The organism is Arthrobacter agilis (assembly GCF_030816075.1).
Classification (GTDB): domain Bacteria; phylum Actinomycetota; class Actinomycetes; order Actinomycetales; family Micrococcaceae; genus Arthrobacter_D; species Arthrobacter_D agilis_E.
Genome location: NZ_JAUSXO010000001.1, coordinates 1326983 through 1342693, shown reverse-complemented (window position 1 = coordinate 1342693; position 15711 = coordinate 1326983). Strand labels below are relative to the sequence as shown.

Annotated in this window: 11 protein-coding genes and 1 pseudogene; 9 read left to right on the top strand and 3 right to left on the bottom strand. The window is 61.5% G+C overall.

What is annotated here, in order from left to right; all coding sequences use genetic code 11:
* Positions 1-75 precede the first annotated feature (75 nt).
* The 6 genes and pseudogenes from QFZ50_RS06010 to QFZ50_RS05985 form a co-directional block, all read left to right on the top strand.
* Complete coding sequence (locus QFZ50_RS06010) at positions 76-1521, top strand: MFS transporter (protein WP_307082834.1); 1446 nt, start codon at positions 76-78, stop codon at positions 1519-1521.
* A gap of 168 nt (positions 1522-1689) precedes the next feature.
* Positions 1690-4389, top strand: a complete 2700-nt coding sequence (locus QFZ50_RS06005) for an alpha-L-rhamnosidase (protein ID WP_307082833.1) — start codon at positions 1690-1692, stop codon at positions 4387-4389.
* A 71-nt stretch (positions 4390-4460) separates the two neighbouring features.
* Positions 4461-5387 carry an alpha/beta hydrolase gene (locus QFZ50_RS06000; RefSeq protein ID WP_307082832.1) on the top strand — a complete coding sequence of 309 codons (927 nt, stop codon included), beginning with the start codon at positions 4461-4463 and terminating at the stop codon, positions 5385-5387.
* Between the two features lie 535 nt (positions 5388-5922).
* Entirely contained in the window at positions 5923-7440 is a 1518-nt protein-coding gene (locus QFZ50_RS05995; RefSeq protein ID WP_307082831.1) for a DUF4041 domain-containing protein, read from the top strand.
* Positions 7441-7703: 263 nt separating this feature from the next.
* Complete coding sequence (locus QFZ50_RS05990) at positions 7704-8954, top strand: IS256 family transposase (protein WP_307086691.1); 1251 nt, start codon at positions 7704-7706, stop codon at positions 8952-8954.
* A gap of 89 nt (positions 8955-9043) precedes the next feature.
* A pseudogene (locus QFZ50_RS05985) lies at positions 9044-9268 on the top strand (recombinase family protein); the annotation flags it as partial.
* A gap of 98 nt (positions 9269-9366) precedes the next feature.
* On the opposite strand, the gene QFZ50_RS05980 reads toward QFZ50_RS05985, so the two are convergent.
* Both QFZ50_RS05980 and QFZ50_RS05975 read right to left on the bottom strand, forming a co-directional pair.
* On the bottom strand, positions 9367-10155 hold the full coding sequence (locus tag QFZ50_RS05980) for a hypothetical protein (RefSeq protein WP_307082830.1): 789 nt from the start codon (positions 10153-10155) through the stop codon (positions 9367-9369).
* Between the two features lie 122 nt (positions 10156-10277).
* Positions 10278-10871, bottom strand: coding sequence for a hypothetical protein (locus QFZ50_RS05975; protein ID WP_307082829.1), 594 nt, complete (start codon positions 10869-10871; stop codon positions 10278-10280).
* 481 nt (positions 10872-11352) lie between these two features.
* Between QFZ50_RS05975 and QFZ50_RS05970 the strand changes: the two genes are divergently transcribed.
* Positions 11353-11715, top strand: a complete 363-nt coding sequence (locus QFZ50_RS05970) for a hypothetical protein (protein ID WP_307082828.1) — start codon at positions 11353-11355, stop codon at positions 11713-11715.
* 192 nt (positions 11716-11907) lie between these two features.
* A complete protein-coding gene (locus QFZ50_RS05965; RefSeq protein WP_307082827.1) occupies positions 11908-12540 on the top strand; it encodes a GNAT family N-acetyltransferase in 633 nt (210 codons plus the stop codon).
* Between the two features lie 256 nt (positions 12541-12796).
* Here the strand turns inward: QFZ50_RS05965 and QFZ50_RS05960 are convergent, their stop codons facing one another.
* Positions 12797-13162, bottom strand: coding sequence for a DUF7793 family protein (locus tag QFZ50_RS05960; RefSeq protein ID WP_307082826.1), 366 nt, complete (start codon positions 13160-13162; stop codon positions 12797-12799).
* 914 nt (positions 13163-14076) lie between these two features.
* Between QFZ50_RS05960 and QFZ50_RS05955 the strand changes: the two genes are divergently transcribed.
* On the top strand, positions 14077-14541 hold the full coding sequence (locus tag QFZ50_RS05955; protein ID WP_307082825.1) for a MarR family winged helix-turn-helix transcriptional regulator: 465 nt from the start codon (positions 14077-14079) through the stop codon (positions 14539-14541).
* Positions 14542-15711 lie beyond the last annotated feature (1170 nt).

The window sequence follows — 15711 nt, the reverse complement described above, 5'->3', positions numbered from 1 at the left end:
CCTCATCACCCAGTTCGGATCGACCGCACCCGTCGGCGCTCCGATCCTCGCCGCACGCCGAAGGAGCTTGCTGAAATGACTCTCCATGCCGCTAGCGGCGATCCCACTCAGAGCGCGGATAGTGTCGCGGACGAGCACCGCGTGGGTACATCCGATCTGCACGTGCCGGGCGGCCGATTCCGTCAGTACCTGCTGGTGTACGGCCTCGCGGTACTCGGCAGTTTCGTAGCCCTGTCCGCTATGAGCAGCATCCTGCTGCCGAACCAGATCCAGCTCCTCGAGGTGGGCCACTACTTCAAGGGCGCTGACGCGGGCCTCGACCTCACGGCACTCACCGACCTGAAGGCAGAGGTCGCCAGTGGGGCGATCACGCCGACGGCCGAGCAGGCCCGTGAACTTGGCCTACTCGGTGCCTACGAAGCGGCCCGGGCTGAGAGTCTGTCGATCGCGTCCGCTCTGGGGATCCTCGCGACGCTGGTCATCCAACCGATCGTCGGCACGCTGTCGGACCGCACCCGCTCCCGGTTCGGCCGTCGTGCACCCTGGATCCTGTGTGGCTCCATCGTGGGTGCACTGTCCATCGTCGGCCTCCGTTACGCCAGCACCATCCCGTTGGTCATCGCGTTCACCGCCCTGGCGTCGTTGATGATCAACGTGGCGCTGGGCCCGCTGAACACGACGGTCGCCGATCGAGTGCCGCCCAGTCGCCGGGGCATCGCCTCAGCGCTTCAGGGCCTCGGGCTCCTGCTCGGGGCCGCCATCGGCGCGATACTCGCCTCGGTACTGTTCGCGACGATCGGTCTGGACGCGTACCTCCCGCTTGCGATCGTCCTGGCGTTGTTCGGCATTCAGTTCGTCCTCGCCGCACGCGACCGTTCCTCGAAACTGCTCGAGATCGAACCCTTGCAATGGGGAGTGCTCTTGCGTGGCTTCATCGAGCCGCTGCGTGCACACGACTTTCGCTGGGCGTGGATCGCTCGAGCCATCATCCTGTTCGGCTACAGCATCTCCACCGCCTTCTCGCTCTACATGCTGCAGAGCTACGTACAACCGGCGCTCAGTGCTGAGGAAGCAACGGCGACGGCTCCGCTGCTGGCTATCGCACTAGTGCCGGCAGCTGTGATCGGCATCGTCGTTTCCGGGCCGCTTTCGGACCGGCTGCAGCGTCGCAAGGTGTTCGTCATCTCGGCGTCGGTACTGATGGCAGTGTCGTTCCTCATTCCGTTCGCGTGGCCCACAGTGACGGCGATGATCGCACAAGTGTTGATCGGGGGTCTCGCTTTCGGAGTCTTCATCGCCGTTGATGCGGCCCTGTTCCTCGACGTCCTACCGAACAAGCTCACCGTCGGTCGCGATCTCGGCATGGCCGCGGTCGCGACGAACCTCGGTCAAGCGATCGCGCCCCTCGTTGCCGGCCAGATCGTCGCGATCACCGGCTCCTACTCACTGGTCTGGATTGCATCCACCGTCATCGTACTCATCGCCGCCGTAGCCATCATTCCCATCAAATCGGTCAGATAACACCACAATGCGGGAAATGAACGCCGACACAGTGGGAGCCGTCCCCGGGACGCCGACCCTGTTTATTGCGCGCGCAGCACCAATCGGGCCTGCCACCGGTGGCGTCGCCCACGCGGGCTCGACGCACGTAGAGCTCGTCGCACGAAACTCTGGAAAGGGAATGACCACGTGAATCCTGCAGCTACCCTGGGCGCGACACACCTGCGCACCAATAATTTCGAAGCACCACTGGGACTCGGAGATGACCACCCCGAGTTCACCTGGCATCTCGTGGGTGACGGCCGGAATCTGGCGCAGACTGCCTTTCAGGTACACGTGGCCCTCGACGAAAACTTCGATGACACACTCCAGTGGGACACCGGTTCGGTAGCCGGCACCCGACCTTTCGGCCTCCGGTATTCGGGCGCCCCGCTGCGGTCGGCCACCCAGTATTGGTGGCGGGTACGCGTGTGGGATCAGGACGGTCGCAGGGGTGCGTGGAGCGAGACGGCCAGCTTCGAAACCGGAATCCTTAACGCCGAACGGTGGCACGCCAGCTGGATCACGGCACGCAGCGACACGGTATCGGCCACGGCGCCCGTCTACCTGCGAGGCGAACTCGTGCTTCCCGCTCCCGTTGTCCGCGGCCGCGCGTACGCAAGTGCGCTCGGCTGGTACCGCCTGTTCGTCAACGGCGACGACCTGACCGGACCGGCTCTCGTACCTCGATACACCCCTTACAACGAGGTCGTCGAGTATCAGGTCTACGACGTCACTGATCACCTTCACACGGGGAAGAACATCATGGCCATGGCTGTGGGCGACGGTCGCTTTCGCGGTCAGGTGAGCTTCTTTGAACGCCGTGAAGTGTACGGAACCCGTCTTGCCGGATTTCTCCAGCTGGAACTCGAGCTCGCGGACGGAACGACGGTGCGCTGGGCCACCGACGAGTCATGGGCAGCGGGCCCAGGTCGGATCACCGAAAGCGATCCCAAGCACGGTGAGAAGGTGGATCTTCGAGTCCCGGACAGCGACTGGCTCGTGCACGACGCGCCCCCCAGCCGGTTCGCGCCGGTCGATGTGCTGCCGCCTCATCCTCGCCTACTCATTGCGGAGGAAGTTCCCCGGGTCACCCACTTTGACTCCTTTGCACCCAGGACGTGGCGCTCACCGGCCGGTAAGCAACTCGTCGACCTCGGTCAGAACCTGGCAGGTGTGCTCCGGATACGACTCACCGGAGAGGCCGGAACGACGGTGAGATTGACCTTCGGTGAAGTGTTGACAGCGGAGGGCGAATTCGATCCTGACTGGATCATTCAGAATCCAAAGAAGCCGTGGTTCCAGCGTGACCAGGTGATCCTGGACGGGTCGGAACACTGGTGGCAGCCCTGGTTCACCATTCACGGCTTCCGGTACGTGGAAATCGAAGGGCTTGCCGAGGACCTCGTCCCCGAGGACGTCGAAGGTATCGCTCTGTCGTCGGATCTTGATCGGGCGGGATCCTTCTCCGCGTCCGACAGCCGCCTGACGCAACTGTGGAGCAACGTCTACTGGAGCACCCGGTCCAACTTCACCGACACCCCCACCGACTGCCCGACACGTGAGCGCTCCGGCTGGACCGGAGACATCCAGGTCTTCACCCCGACAGCAACAGGGATGGTGGACAGTCGTGCTTTCCTCAAACGGTATCTGCGCAACCTCGCCATAGAGCAGAAGGACAACGGCAACATCTCCCCGTGGATCCCGAGCGAACGATCAGGAAACGTGAGCTTCGGTCCGCGGTTCCTCGGCGACTTCCTGGGAAACTCCGTCGGCTGGGGCGACGCCGCCGTCATCACGCCCTGGGACATCTACCGCTACTACGGTGACGAAGACGTGCTCCAAACCCAATACGACAGCATGAGTAAGTGGGTGGACCGGTTGGAGCGGTCCGCGCGTCGGCGGGGATTCCAGCGGTGGTTCTCAGCGCGCATCGGTAACGACGAACAATACATCCTCGACAGTGGCTTCCACTGGGGCGAGTGGCTACGACCGGGAGAGCATGTTCCATGGAGCTTCTTCGATGGTTTGTTGCATGGCGCGGGGCTCGCGACGGCGTACTTCGAACATTCCTCCCGACTCCTCTCGAAGGCCGCAGAGATACTCGGCCGCAGTGCGGACGCCGCTCATTACCGCACACTTGCTGACTCGGTCCGGCAGGCGTGGCGCACGGCATTCATCCGCGACAACGGTCGACGCATCGGCCGGGACCTGCAAGACGACTACGTGCGAGCGATCGCCTTCGATCTGCTCACCGTGGATGAACGGCAGAACGCGTCCGCCCGACTGGTCGAACTCATCGAAGGCGCAGGTTTTCACCTAGGCACCGGGTTCTTGAGCACACCCATGCTGCTGTCCGCACTGGTAGATACCGGTCGCGAGGATGTGGCATTCCGTCTCCTTCTCCAGGACACCGCTCCCTCGTGGCTGTTCGAAGTGGAGCAGGGCGCAACCACCATCTGGGAGACCTGGCAGGGGTACGACGAGCACGGCAGGGCCAGGGAAAGTCACAACCACTACGCTCTGGGGTCCGTCGCCGGGTGGATGCGCGAACAGCTCGCAGGAATCACACCGATCGCTCCGGGGTACAAACATATCGGCTTCCGACCCGTTGTCGGCGGGGGTCTGACATTCGTCGAGTCGTCCGTGGAAACGCCCTACGGATTGGCATCGATCCGGTGGGACGTCTCCGAGGCCGACGGCCGGGTCGAAGTAACAGTTCCAGCTGGTTCAAGAGCCACGGTGACCCTGCCAGATGAAACCATCCACGAAGTCGGTTCAGGCGATTGGACCTTCTCATGGCCCCTTCCAGCACCAACTTCTGCACCGAACGAGAGGTTGTCGACATGAAGTCCAGAAGTCTACTCGCTGGCGCTGCCGCAGTTGCAGTTGTAGGTGCAGCTGCAGGGACCTTCGTTCGCATGCTCATCACGAGGCAGTCGTTCTCGAGTGTCGCCCCGGAATTGCGGGGGGCCAATCTCTATGTCGACTACTCCTTCGCGCGACCATGGATGCTCCCGCTCGGTCGGCGTCTTCTGGACCGCGCGACCGCCGTACCCGAAGGGGTGAAAGTTCGAACGGTCTCGCTGCGGAGCGAGGACGGCTCAGTTGATGCTTTCATCTACGAGCCACTGCACCGCGCAGAAAAGACTGGTGCGCTGCTGTGGATTCACGGAGGCGGACACATCCTGGGAACAGCCGCTGGAGACCATTCGTGGTGCGCCCAACTCTCCGAACAGCTAGGAGTGCCAGTGATCAGCGTCGACTATCGCATCGGCCCGTACCCCATAGATTTGGACGACTGCTTCACCGGCCTGCAGTGGCTGCACGACTCCGCGACATCGTTGAACATCGATGCTTCGCGTATCGCAGTCGGCGGCGCCAGCGCGGGGGGCGGCCTCGCCGCGGCGCTTGCGCAGCGGGCGGTTGACCACGACATTCCCGTCGCCTTCCAAATGCTCGAATACCCGATGCTCGATGACCGGACCGGGCTTGAACCAGACTCCGCAGGCCGTGGCCGCTTCGCCTGGACGCCCACCCTCGACCGCATGGCCTGGAAGTACTACCTCGGTCATGAGCCAGGCCTGCCCGATTCCCGGCAATATGCTGTGCCGGCCCGCCGACAGGATCTCTCCGGTCTCCCACCGGCCTGGATCGGCGTTGGTAGCCTCGACCTCTTCCACGACGAGGATCTTGAGTACGCGCACAGGCTGAACAGCGCGGGCGTCCCCTGCGAGGTGTACGTGGAAGGCGGCATGTACCACGGAGCTGACGTAGCGAAAGTAACGGTTATCACTTCCGGATTCCGGTCGAGGATCATCGAGTCCCTACGCCCTCACGTCTTATAAGGATCGGCCTCGGATCAATCACCTTATTTGCTGATCAGTAGCCACACACGAACCTCGTTCCTACAACAATCCATGACAGCCGCGAAGGATCGCCCGACAAGTGCAGCCGAACTCATGGGGTGAGCTCACGCGCGAGACAACACCGGTCACTGAATCGCGGTCACCTCATGTCCCTCACCCTCCGCCCAGGGCGTCTTAGAAACTTAAAGCCTTCTGAGACATCCAAGCGAGTCAAACACCGTGCCACCACCCCCGCAATCACGGGTCTTCTTGTGTCTCGAGAACTTGTCTCGTCGTGTTTCGTCTCCAAACTCCTCGTGGTCGGGGTTTGCGAGTCGGACGGACGGAATGCGGCACCTCGGATACACCAGAGTCAACAAGTCAGGCCAGGATGCACAGTTGCAGCTCAAGGCCCTGGTCGCCGCGGGTGTCAAGCGTGTTCCCCGGCATGAGTTCCGTGTCGGCAGAACTTGGGCGATGACTGACGGTAGGGCCTGTTACGGTTCGGGCATCATCACTTAAATCTGGGGGAACTATGTCCAACTTCTCATCCGGTCCGTCGCCCGAACCTGCCCAGCCGAAAAAGCGGGCAACGGGATTCGCGCTTCATATTTGGTTTGCCTGCGCATTGCTCTTCCTCATCGCCCTACTGCCCACCGAAGGGTTTTTCTTCAGCCTGTTGCTTGCCGCAGGCGTGATTTGGATTCTCCTGGACATCCTGAAGCAGTACCGAACGGCCTTTGGCGTCACCGCCGAGTCAACCAGCGTGAGCGCCGAAGACATCTACCGGACAAACATTGGGGCCCCTCCTGTACCGGCCAAGGGGCTGAAGCAGTACGCCGATGAGGTGTACCGCGCCAACGCGCAGATGCTTGCGGACCTGAATCGGTACGGTGACATGGACAGCTTGGCCAAGGAATGCCTTGATGCGGAACTGACCGCGAGTATCGCCAGAGCGAAGCAGGAACTAGCCAGCGCGGAAGCAGAGCTCGCCGCCGTGCAGCAGGATGTGCTGGACGTGCGACAGGTAGCAGACCAGCACAACGTCGGCTTCTACGATTACGAACACCCGGGCGAGACGTCCGTGAAGCTGGCCAACGAACTAGCTACTGTGCGCGCCCACATCAAGGACAAGCTGCGTACGAAGACCGCCGTTACCACGGTGTCCGGGTTCACGTTCAACGGCTCCACCCGAGAGGGCGACAAGTTCGTCCGAGATCTTTCAGCGCTGCTGCTACGGGCCTACAACGCTGAGGCCGAAAACTGCGTAAAGACCGTGAAGGCAGGGAACCTTGGCGCCGCTCGTGCCCGACTCGAGAAGTCACGGGAGCAGATAGCAAAGCGTGGAACCATGATCGGGCTCCAGATCACCAGCGCCTTCCACCGACTTCGGGAACAAGAAGTAGAGCTCGCAGCCCGGCATCTCGAAGCTCTAGCAATTCAAAAGCAGCTTGAAGCCGAGGCGCGCGCCGAAGCTCGAGAAACCGCCAAAGCCCAGCGCGAGTGGGAGGCTCTCAAAGCGAAGCAGAAGAAGGAGGTGGATCACTACTCAAACGTCCTCGCGCAACTGCAGGCCACCGGTGACCTGGAAGGCGTCCAACGTGTCCAGGAACAGCTTGAAGAGGCAGAAGCGAAACTCGCCGACGCCGAGGACAACGCCCTCAACACGCGAGCCGGCTACGTCTACGTCATCTCCAATCTCGGAGCCTTCGGCGACGGCGTCGTAAAAATCGGAATGACACGGCGCCTGAACCCAATGGAACGAGTACGCGAACTCGGCGACGCCTCGGTTCCCTTCCTCTTCGACGTCCACGCCCTCTTCTTCTCGAAAGACGCCGTCGGAATCGAAACGATGCTGCACCAATACTTCGCGGACCGACGCGTCAATCTCGTGAACCTGCGCCGTGAATACTTCTACGCAACACCATCAGCCGTCCGAGACGCCCTCGTCGAGCATCAAGTCGAGCTCGTTGAATACCAGGAAGCCGCACCGGCCGAAGAGTTCAACACTTCCAACGAGCTACGGAAAGCAGCTCAACTCACCAACGCTTGAAGCAGCAGTTGGCAGGGTGGGACTTGAGTTCCACCCTGCCACGTCTAGTGTGTTGCAACCGATTGGTTGCAACACACTCGAACGAGACACCACCACTCCCCCGCCACTACCGGTCCTCGATTGTCTTGCCACCCTGTCTTTCAAGTAGCGCTAGCAATCCGTGACTGCGAGCTTGGGACTGTAAGAAAAACGGTGTGTGAGGGTCCGGCCTGATCCGAAAGGAGATGGCCGTGAACGACTTCACGACCGATGCAACAGAGGCGATGATCGATCCTGTGACGGGAGAGATCATCGATCAGAAGGACCTCGCTGAACGGCTGCTCGCCCAGGCCAAGGAGCAGGGCGTGAGCCTTGTCGGGCCCGGCGGGCTGCTGAACCAGCTCACGAAAAACGTCCTAGAGTCCGCGCTTGAGGCGGAGCTGACCGAGCACCTCGGGCATGAGCACGGGCAGACGCCGATCGCTGAGAACATGCGTAACGGCACAAGGGCGAAGACGGTGCTGACGGAGATCGGTCCGGTCGAGATCGAGGTGCCCCGGGACCGGGACGGGTCATTCGAACCGGTCATCGTGCCCAAGCGGAAACGGCGCCTGGACGGGATTGACGAGATCGTGCTATCCCTGTCCGCCCGCGGACTGACCACCGGCGAGATCGCAGCACATTTCGAGGAGGTCTACGGGGCCAAGGTCTCCAAAGACACCATCAGTCGGATCACGGAAAAGGTCGCCGGTGAGCTTGCCGAGTGGTCCTCCCGTCCCCTGGACCCGCTCTACCCGGTGATCTTCGTCGATGCGATCGTCGTGAAGGTCCGCGATGGGCAGGTACGCAACATCCCGTTCTACGTCGTCATGGGCGTCACCGCGAACGGAGAGCGGGAGATCCTGGGCATCTGGGCCGGCGACGGAGGCGAGGGTGCTCGGTTCTGGCTGCAGGTCTCTAGTGAGTTGAAGAACCGAGGTGTCCAGGACGTGCTCATCGCCGTCTGTGACGGCCTGAAGGGTTTGCCCGAGGCGATCAACACGACCTGGGAGCGGACGGTCGTTCAGCAGTGCATCGTGCACCTGATCCGCAACAGCTTCCGTTACGCCGGCCGCCAGCACCGCGACGGCATCGTGAAAGCACTCAAGCCCGTCTACACGGCTCCCAGTGAGGCAGCGGCGAAGGACCGCTTCACGGAGTTCGCCGCGGAGTGGGGTGAACGGTACCCGGCGATCGTGAAGCTCTGGGAGTCCGCCTGGGCAGAATTCGTCCCCTTCCTCGAATACGACGTGGAGATCCGACGGGTGATCTGCACGACGAATGCGATCGAGTCGATCAACGCCCGCTACCGCCGAGCGGTACGGGCCAGGGGCCACTTCCCGAACGAGGCCGCGGCCCTGAAATGCCTTTACCTCGTGACCCGGTCTCTTGACCCGACCGGCGGGGGCAGAGCACGCTGGATGATCAGGTGGAAACCCGCCCTCAACGCGTTCGCGATCACCTTCGCCGGACGGTTCGAGAAAACCATTCACTGATGAAACGCCGGACCCCACACACCGTTTATCGGACAGTCCCGCGAGCTTGGTTGCGAGACAAATTTAGACTGTCGACATGGAGGAGCGGTGTGGGCGAGCTGATCGGATACGCGAGGGTGTCGACGCGCGCCAAGGACACGGACCGGCAGGTCGGTGACCTGCTTGCCGCCGGCGTTCGTCGGGAGGACCTGTACGTTGATCATGGCGTCAGTGGCGCGCATGCTCGGCGGCCGCAGTTCGACAAAGCCATTGACGCATTGCAGGAGAGCGACACCTTGATTGTCACCACCTTGGATCGGCTGGGGCGGGCGAGCTTGGCCTGAACAGATGCCTGGCGCGGTCAAGCAGCAGTACCGGATGCGTATCCTGGGCGCTTCCGCGAAGATTCCCTGCGCGAGGGGGCCGAGGCTGCCTAAGCGAAGGATTCTGCTAGTCCCAGGGGCATATGGGAGCGCCAGTATTGCCGGCCCAGCAGCACCCCGAGAACCATGAGGCTCGTGCCGAGCGCCAGAGGAATAGCCAGTGCCACGACGCCGTCGTACGGCAGTGCGATCAGGGATGCGCCGGAGAGGGCACCTCCTAGGGCGCCCAGCCACAGGTCGAAGCGCCAGCGGAACGTAGCCCAGCGCCAGATCCCCCGCTGCGGCTCGTCCAGCCGAGGGTCATGGGCTGCGACCAGCGCCAGGTAGTGCTGCTTCTTGAAGTGAGAAACGAGCAGTGTTCCCGCGACGGCCGCGGTGATCCCACCGTAGATACCAAGGTTGGCCCAGACGTGTCCCTGCGGCAACTCGCGTACTGTCGCCGGCCACCCTCCCCGGACGGCCAGGAGAACCGGAACGGGAATAAGCACGATCCAGAACACCAGCGCAACACCGAGCCACCCCAGATGCGCGCGAGGTGAAAGGTAAGTGTTCTCGGAGACGACTGTTCCGCCTTCCAGCCCCACGGTTTCCCTGGTGCCCAGCCGGTCGCGGAGGACACGAGCAGAGCAAATGAAGCAGAACGCAATCAGGAAGAGAGCTCCCGGGATGGCCGTGAAAAACGAGAGCTGGTCGATCTGGGAGGGAGAGAGAGCGAAGAGACCACCAGGTACCGTGACGTCCTTCTCCCACGGCGCCAAGTCATAGACAAGCGAGAAGAAAATCAGGTTGATGACCAAGGCCACCACGCCGAGCGCTGCGAGAACGAGGCCAATACCCATAACCATCCTCAGCGTCCGGCGCTTCCGCGTCCCACCCGGACGTCTGCCTCGCTGATCCGTGCGCTTCCTTGCCTTGGTCCTATCCGCGCTCCGTGGTCGGTCAGACCTCACCTCTGACTGCCTCATCCCTTCTCCAAAACGACGCTGATCGTCGCCGCCAAGCCCATGGTCTGCTCGACGATGTCATCGAAGGCGTCGCTCGCTTGCGCCGTGAAAATGCATTCGACCATCTCCTTCGAGCGAGGCGGCAAGACACCAATCACGGTGCGCTCTTCAACCCGGGTCTGCCCGTCCGGCTCTGTATGGGCGATTCGGTTGTACGCGCCGACGGCGATCCCAGCATCGACCTGAGCCGTCCAGGTGTGGACCTCAAGGAACGTCGTTCCCGGGCCGCTCTTGCCCTCATCGGCCACCAAAGTTGCCAGGTAGGCTTCAGGACCCTGACCTGCCGCAAGCTGCACCAGCCCGAAAGTCAGAAGGCTCGCAAGCTCACCGGTCGCAGGTGTCGGAATCCAAACCGCCGTTGTCAGCTGCGGGGTCCCCAATCCCTCCACGGCGTCCACGACTGCGGTCAGCCGACCGGCCAGTGCGGCCTTCGCATCCTCACTCGGAGCGACGTCCCATGCGAGTTGCTGGACCCAGGCAGCGGAGGACTCCGGGCTCAGATCAACGGGATACCAATCATCCGGCAACCCTATGTCGTAGTCAGCGACCACCCTATTGTTTCGTTTCGTACCCAGCCCCAGCATCCAGTCCCCCACTCGTAAAGACGCTGATGTCACACGAACCCAGCCTATCCGGGCCTATGACGAGTGCCGGGGAAGAGCCCCGGCTAGAAGCTTCACAGGTCGGCCATAAGAGGGACGCTGGTTCTGCAGAGTGAACGCCTCCTTACGAACTACCTGCCGGACCGGCCTTGCATGATGTCTAGACAGGTGAACGCACGAGTACAGCGTTCGCCCTTCGGTGCGTTTGCAGACCCCGGACTGTCAGCGGAAGCACAACGATGCGGGCTTGAAGCTTTCCGCAGCGTGTTGGCTGTCGCGACCACCACCGATTATGTCCCTTCGGTGCCGGGCCGGCTATAGCCCCTCCAGTTGGCCCTGGGAAGGCCTGTTGGCGATGAAAACACATCCACATGGTGTCTCCCGGGGAGGAAACATTGAAGGGCACGGAACCTGACGGAAGGCGGCGGCTATGGGACCGCAGGATACGGAAGAAGAAACCCAGCGTGTCCTGATCGACGCGGCGATGATCGCCTCCGACATCGCATGCGAAGATGCTTGGCTGCGGTACTTCGGGCTCGGCGGCACCCTGGACGACTTCGACATCGACGGCTTCCTCGCAGGCCTCATCTCCCTACCCCTCACTGAGTGCAACCTCCTCGCCCACGCCGTCAACGAACTCATTGAAGAACAACCCCCACACCCCAAAGCCCCCTACCGCACCAGCCGCTTTGAGCCCGTTAACACCGGCGGGCGCGACGACGTGCTCGATGAACTACTTCGGCAGTGGCTTTTCGGTTCCACTGACAGGACACACCGACAACGTGATGCCTGAGGACGTACAAGTCCCCAGGGGTGTCGCCGTCCGCGTACGGTCGAGGTATGGGTCCACGCTATGAGGCTCCAGTGTCAATCCCGTAGCAGATTTATCGGCTGACTCACTTCGTTCCCGGGTGCCTTCCCGATAGTCTCGTGAAGACATCAGGACCGGGATAACGGCGCTGGTTCAACAGACATAGGAACGGCCATGACAGAACTCCTGCATCCAACCCACACCGAACCGTCTACCACCACGACTGTTCTTGCGCCCGGATCCGTCACATCGCTGGCCAGCTTTTCTACCAGGCGTCACCCATCCAAGGTGCAGGCCACTGGTCACGTACACGACAGCGCCCTGCTCGACGATGCACTGTCCGCGCAGGACCTCGCAGCAACCTCGACGAAGGAACTGCGCGTCATGGTGAACCAGGCCTACAAGCTGATGGACACCGACTGCCCTCCTGCTGGCGCAATCGAGCATTACGAGATGATCGTCGAGGAACTCGAGCACCGCGCAGAGCAGGCCGCCAAACGCGACGCCGTCCACCCGCTCAAGGAAACGTTCAGCGACAATCGCCTGTACAACCGGTTCGAGCTGTTCATCGATGGCACCCTCGCCGCATGCGTGAGATACACGATGAAAGGCGGACAGATCCTGCTCCTTGGCGACACTCAACACCCCAGATTCTGTAGCTTGGGCATCGACAACACCCTCATGCGCCACATCGTGCTCAACGCTCACAAGCGCCGCCTCGAACTCATCCCCCGGTGCCCCCTGGCCTCGGCTTTCCTCGCCAACCACCCTCACTACCAGCACCTCGCTGCACAACCCCGGAACTAAACCTTCGAGAACAGCACCGTTCCGCGGAACCCTTCTCGATTGACGAGCAAAGGTCATCAGCGCCCGCTTTATCCAGCTGCGCGCGTTGAGACAGAAACCGTGAAGCAGCGACGCGCCGGGAAGGCTCGAGGAGTTCCGATGGCCTTGAACGGGATCCCGCCGCAGCACAGCCCAGCACGCCCGTCCAACCCTGTCGTTCCGGTGTAGCTGGTGCAGAGAAGTTTGCGGCGCGGGCTGTGGGCACCTTCACTTCCCCCTAGGCAGCTGTTTCTTCTTCAGAAGATGCGCAGTAATCGATCCAGGCCAGTGCGTTGGACTCGGAGGTGAAGTAACGGGTTGGGGTACGCGAATTATGAGCAAATCCTGCAAGGACCTCATCGACAGGGCCATCATCCACCAACCCGACCATGCTGAACCCACGATAAGCATTCATACCCATGCGAGCCTTCGTGGTCAGGCCGTTGATACCACCCATCACCACGACCAACGGCAGGATCTGCTCGTCGCTAAGCACTCTCAAGGATGTTGCTGCTTCAACGGCCAAAGCATGGGCGATGTGTACGCCAGCCTTCCAGCGTAGAAACAACACGTCATTGCTCCGAGCGGCCGTAAACTGATCCACTAAATACACTCCACCGAAGAAATACCCCGACCGATGCCGGGCCGAACAAGGCTGAGACCAGTGCGCTTAGAGTAAGTCATCCCCCGCAGCTGCCGCATCTGTTACACACTCAACGCACGTCACCCTCATCTCACTCATTGCCACGGACAGATACCCTGGGGTGCCGGCTGAACCGCTGCGAGATGGCTAAAGGATGTATATAGGCCGGTTCTCACCCGCACACAAACGTGCCTGGAAGTATCGAGGCTTGGGGATCATCGTCGAAGCATCCGAGAATGAGGGCTGCGATGCCGGCCATCTTCTCGACGGTGTCGGGATCTCCGTGGCGCCGTATAAACGGCGAATCAGGGTGCGCGCCCAACGGCATCGGCGCTCATCATGGGGCCCTCGTGGTAGGTGATCTCACCCTTGCCATCAGCCGCCGGCCTGGCGGCTTGGTCTCACTCTGATGAGGTCTTGCCGTCGGAGAAGTTGGGGTACTGGTAGCAGACTTCCCTGACCTCCCTGACCTCCCTCGTCGCTTCCTAAAGCTCTCTGACGGTGGTCATCCACTGGTTCTGGTGCACGGTGTCGGGCGAACAGGAAGGACAGCACATCCCAAATCCCGAAGTGCGACGTCACGCAGCAGACCCGGACGGCTCGACGCCCCGGTGCACGCCGACCGGGCGTGTACCTCCACGTCCCTACCTGCAGCAGGCACCATCAAAAAGCCCTGCCTTCTGGCCCGGACGCTGCATTATTCAGCGCCTCGACGGGGCATGGCCTCATTGCCTGAAGTGCCAGAACACTGATGGTCCGGCTACACCCAGACCGGGCCATGCTGTACCGCAGGAGGCATTGATTGCATGCCTTGGCCTTCACTGGTCCTGCAACGATGATGGAAGCACCGGGAAACCGCACAAGGGAGATCAATAGTGACCGGCGGCGCTGGGGACAAGGTGGCTGGTGGTTTCGAACATCACAAGGCCATGAGCGACTGGACGACGGGCAGGCTTCTGAGCACTGCGGCCCGCCTATGCGAGAGGGATCTCGCCCACCGTCTGCGCAAGCCAGGACTTACCTCATCGGACTTCACCTTCTTGCAGACTCTGGAACAGATTGGTGCTTCATCGCTTACAAATGTTGCCCACATCATTCACATCACCCCGCAATCAGTGGGTAGGACGGCCGTACGTTTGGAACGTCTCGGTTTCATCGAAAGGCGAAAACTCCCTCCCGGGCGGCGAGGCATCACCGTGTCACTCAGTGCAGCAGGACGACACGCCCTGCTGCAGGCAAGTAATGTCGATCCGCTAAGGGATGTACTCGATGAAACCGTCTTGGCCGAACTACGAGATGACCTCATCAAAGTTTTGACCGCACATCATCTCGCATTGTGACGACAGGCGGGAGCGCTCCGGGCGGCACCGGTGCAAAGAAACCCCTTGCAGTCCCGCTCACCGCTCTACAGCCATGTGTCCGACACAGACGACTGAGCCTCACCCCGCAGTGCCCGACCGCCGTCGCCTTCCTCGCCGATAACCAATACCAGCTCCTCATCAGCCAGCCCCAGCGCTAGAAGCCCGGATCAATTCACTCCGCCCGCTCCACCGTTGGCCGACTAGCAAGCGTTCTCGGCGTCTGCTCCAGCACTTCCCAGCTGCGTCGATGGGCGTGGAGACTAAGAAGCAATGACGGAGCTGGGAGGAAATGATGAGTTCCGATGATCTTGAACGTGTTGTCGCCGCCGCGCAGCACAGCACCCTGGTCATGGGCGCAGGCCTCGCGGCGGATCCCGTCCCTCCGACGGAGCTTCGAGTCGCTGTCGCATCGGCTGTCAGCAACGGCGAACCACTGGCCGTGGTCGCCGCAGTAGCTGACCTGCCATCACTGGCTGTCCTGGACGCAATGGACGCGCTCAAGTCAGGCAGGCCATAGCCCAGACACCAAAGAGTCAGAATCGGGGATGCGTATGGCCCGAACAGTGACCTGCACGATGAGGGCGCGACATATGTACATGAATTTGGACCATGGTCCGGGTTCTACCCCGGCTCGAAATCCTAAAGCTTTTCAAGACGCCCGAGCAGGTTGAGTGTTGAGCGTTCACTCCCCCGGAATTCCAGGCCTCTTTTAGTCTCGAAAACTTGTCTCCCCGTGTTTCGTCTCAGAAATGCTCGCCTTTGAGGTCTATGAGTCAAAATGGCGGGGTGAGGTGTCTAGGATATATCGTTTCTCGCGTTCGTCTGCACAAATAGTCAAGGCCACCCGCACAGGCGCAACCTGCACGCCTCTCCCCCAATGGGATCCGCCCGCAAGGTGAACGCGTCCTCGGAAATAAGTGACTACCCCCTTGTCTGCTCCGTCAATCATCTATCCCTGCGATGCACAGGCTGGTGGAGGCGGTTGGGAGAAACGGGATGCCCACACTCGCCTGCACGAATGCCGGAACTGCGCAGCTTGTCGCAGAGGAGACCGCGATAAACGACATCAAGAGAACTGGCTTCTGAACGGTGGCCGGATCAAGCAGTCAACACACCACCTGATATTTGCACGCTGGGGAGATCAGCCAT

Excerpts from the sequence above, each read along its gene's own strand:
- QFZ50_RS06010 (WP_307082834.1), top strand. The coding sequence starts at position 76 with ATGACTCTCCATGCCGCTAGCGGCGATCCCACTCAGAGCGCGGATAGT.
- QFZ50_RS06000 (WP_307082832.1), top strand. The coding sequence starts at position 4,461 with ATGCTCATCACGAGGCAGTCGTTCTCGAGTGTCGCCCCGGAATTGCGG.
- QFZ50_RS05995 (WP_307082831.1), top strand. The coding sequence starts at position 5,923 with ATGTCCAACTTCTCATCCGGTCCGTCGCCCGAACCTGCCCAGCCGAAA.
- QFZ50_RS05990 (WP_307086691.1), top strand. The coding sequence starts at position 7,704 with ATGATCGATCCTGTGACGGGAGAGATCATCGATCAGAAGGACCTCGCT.
- QFZ50_RS05980 (WP_307082830.1), bottom strand. The coding sequence starts at position 10,155 with ATGGGTATTGGCCTCGTTCTCGCAGCGCTCGGCGTGGTGGCCTTGGTC.
- QFZ50_RS05970 (WP_307082828.1), top strand. The coding sequence starts at position 11,353 with ATGGGACCGCAGGATACGGAAGAAGAAACCCAGCGTGTCCTGATCGAC.
- QFZ50_RS05965 (WP_307082827.1), top strand. The coding sequence starts at position 11,908 with ATGACAGAACTCCTGCATCCAACCCACACCGAACCGTCTACCACCACG.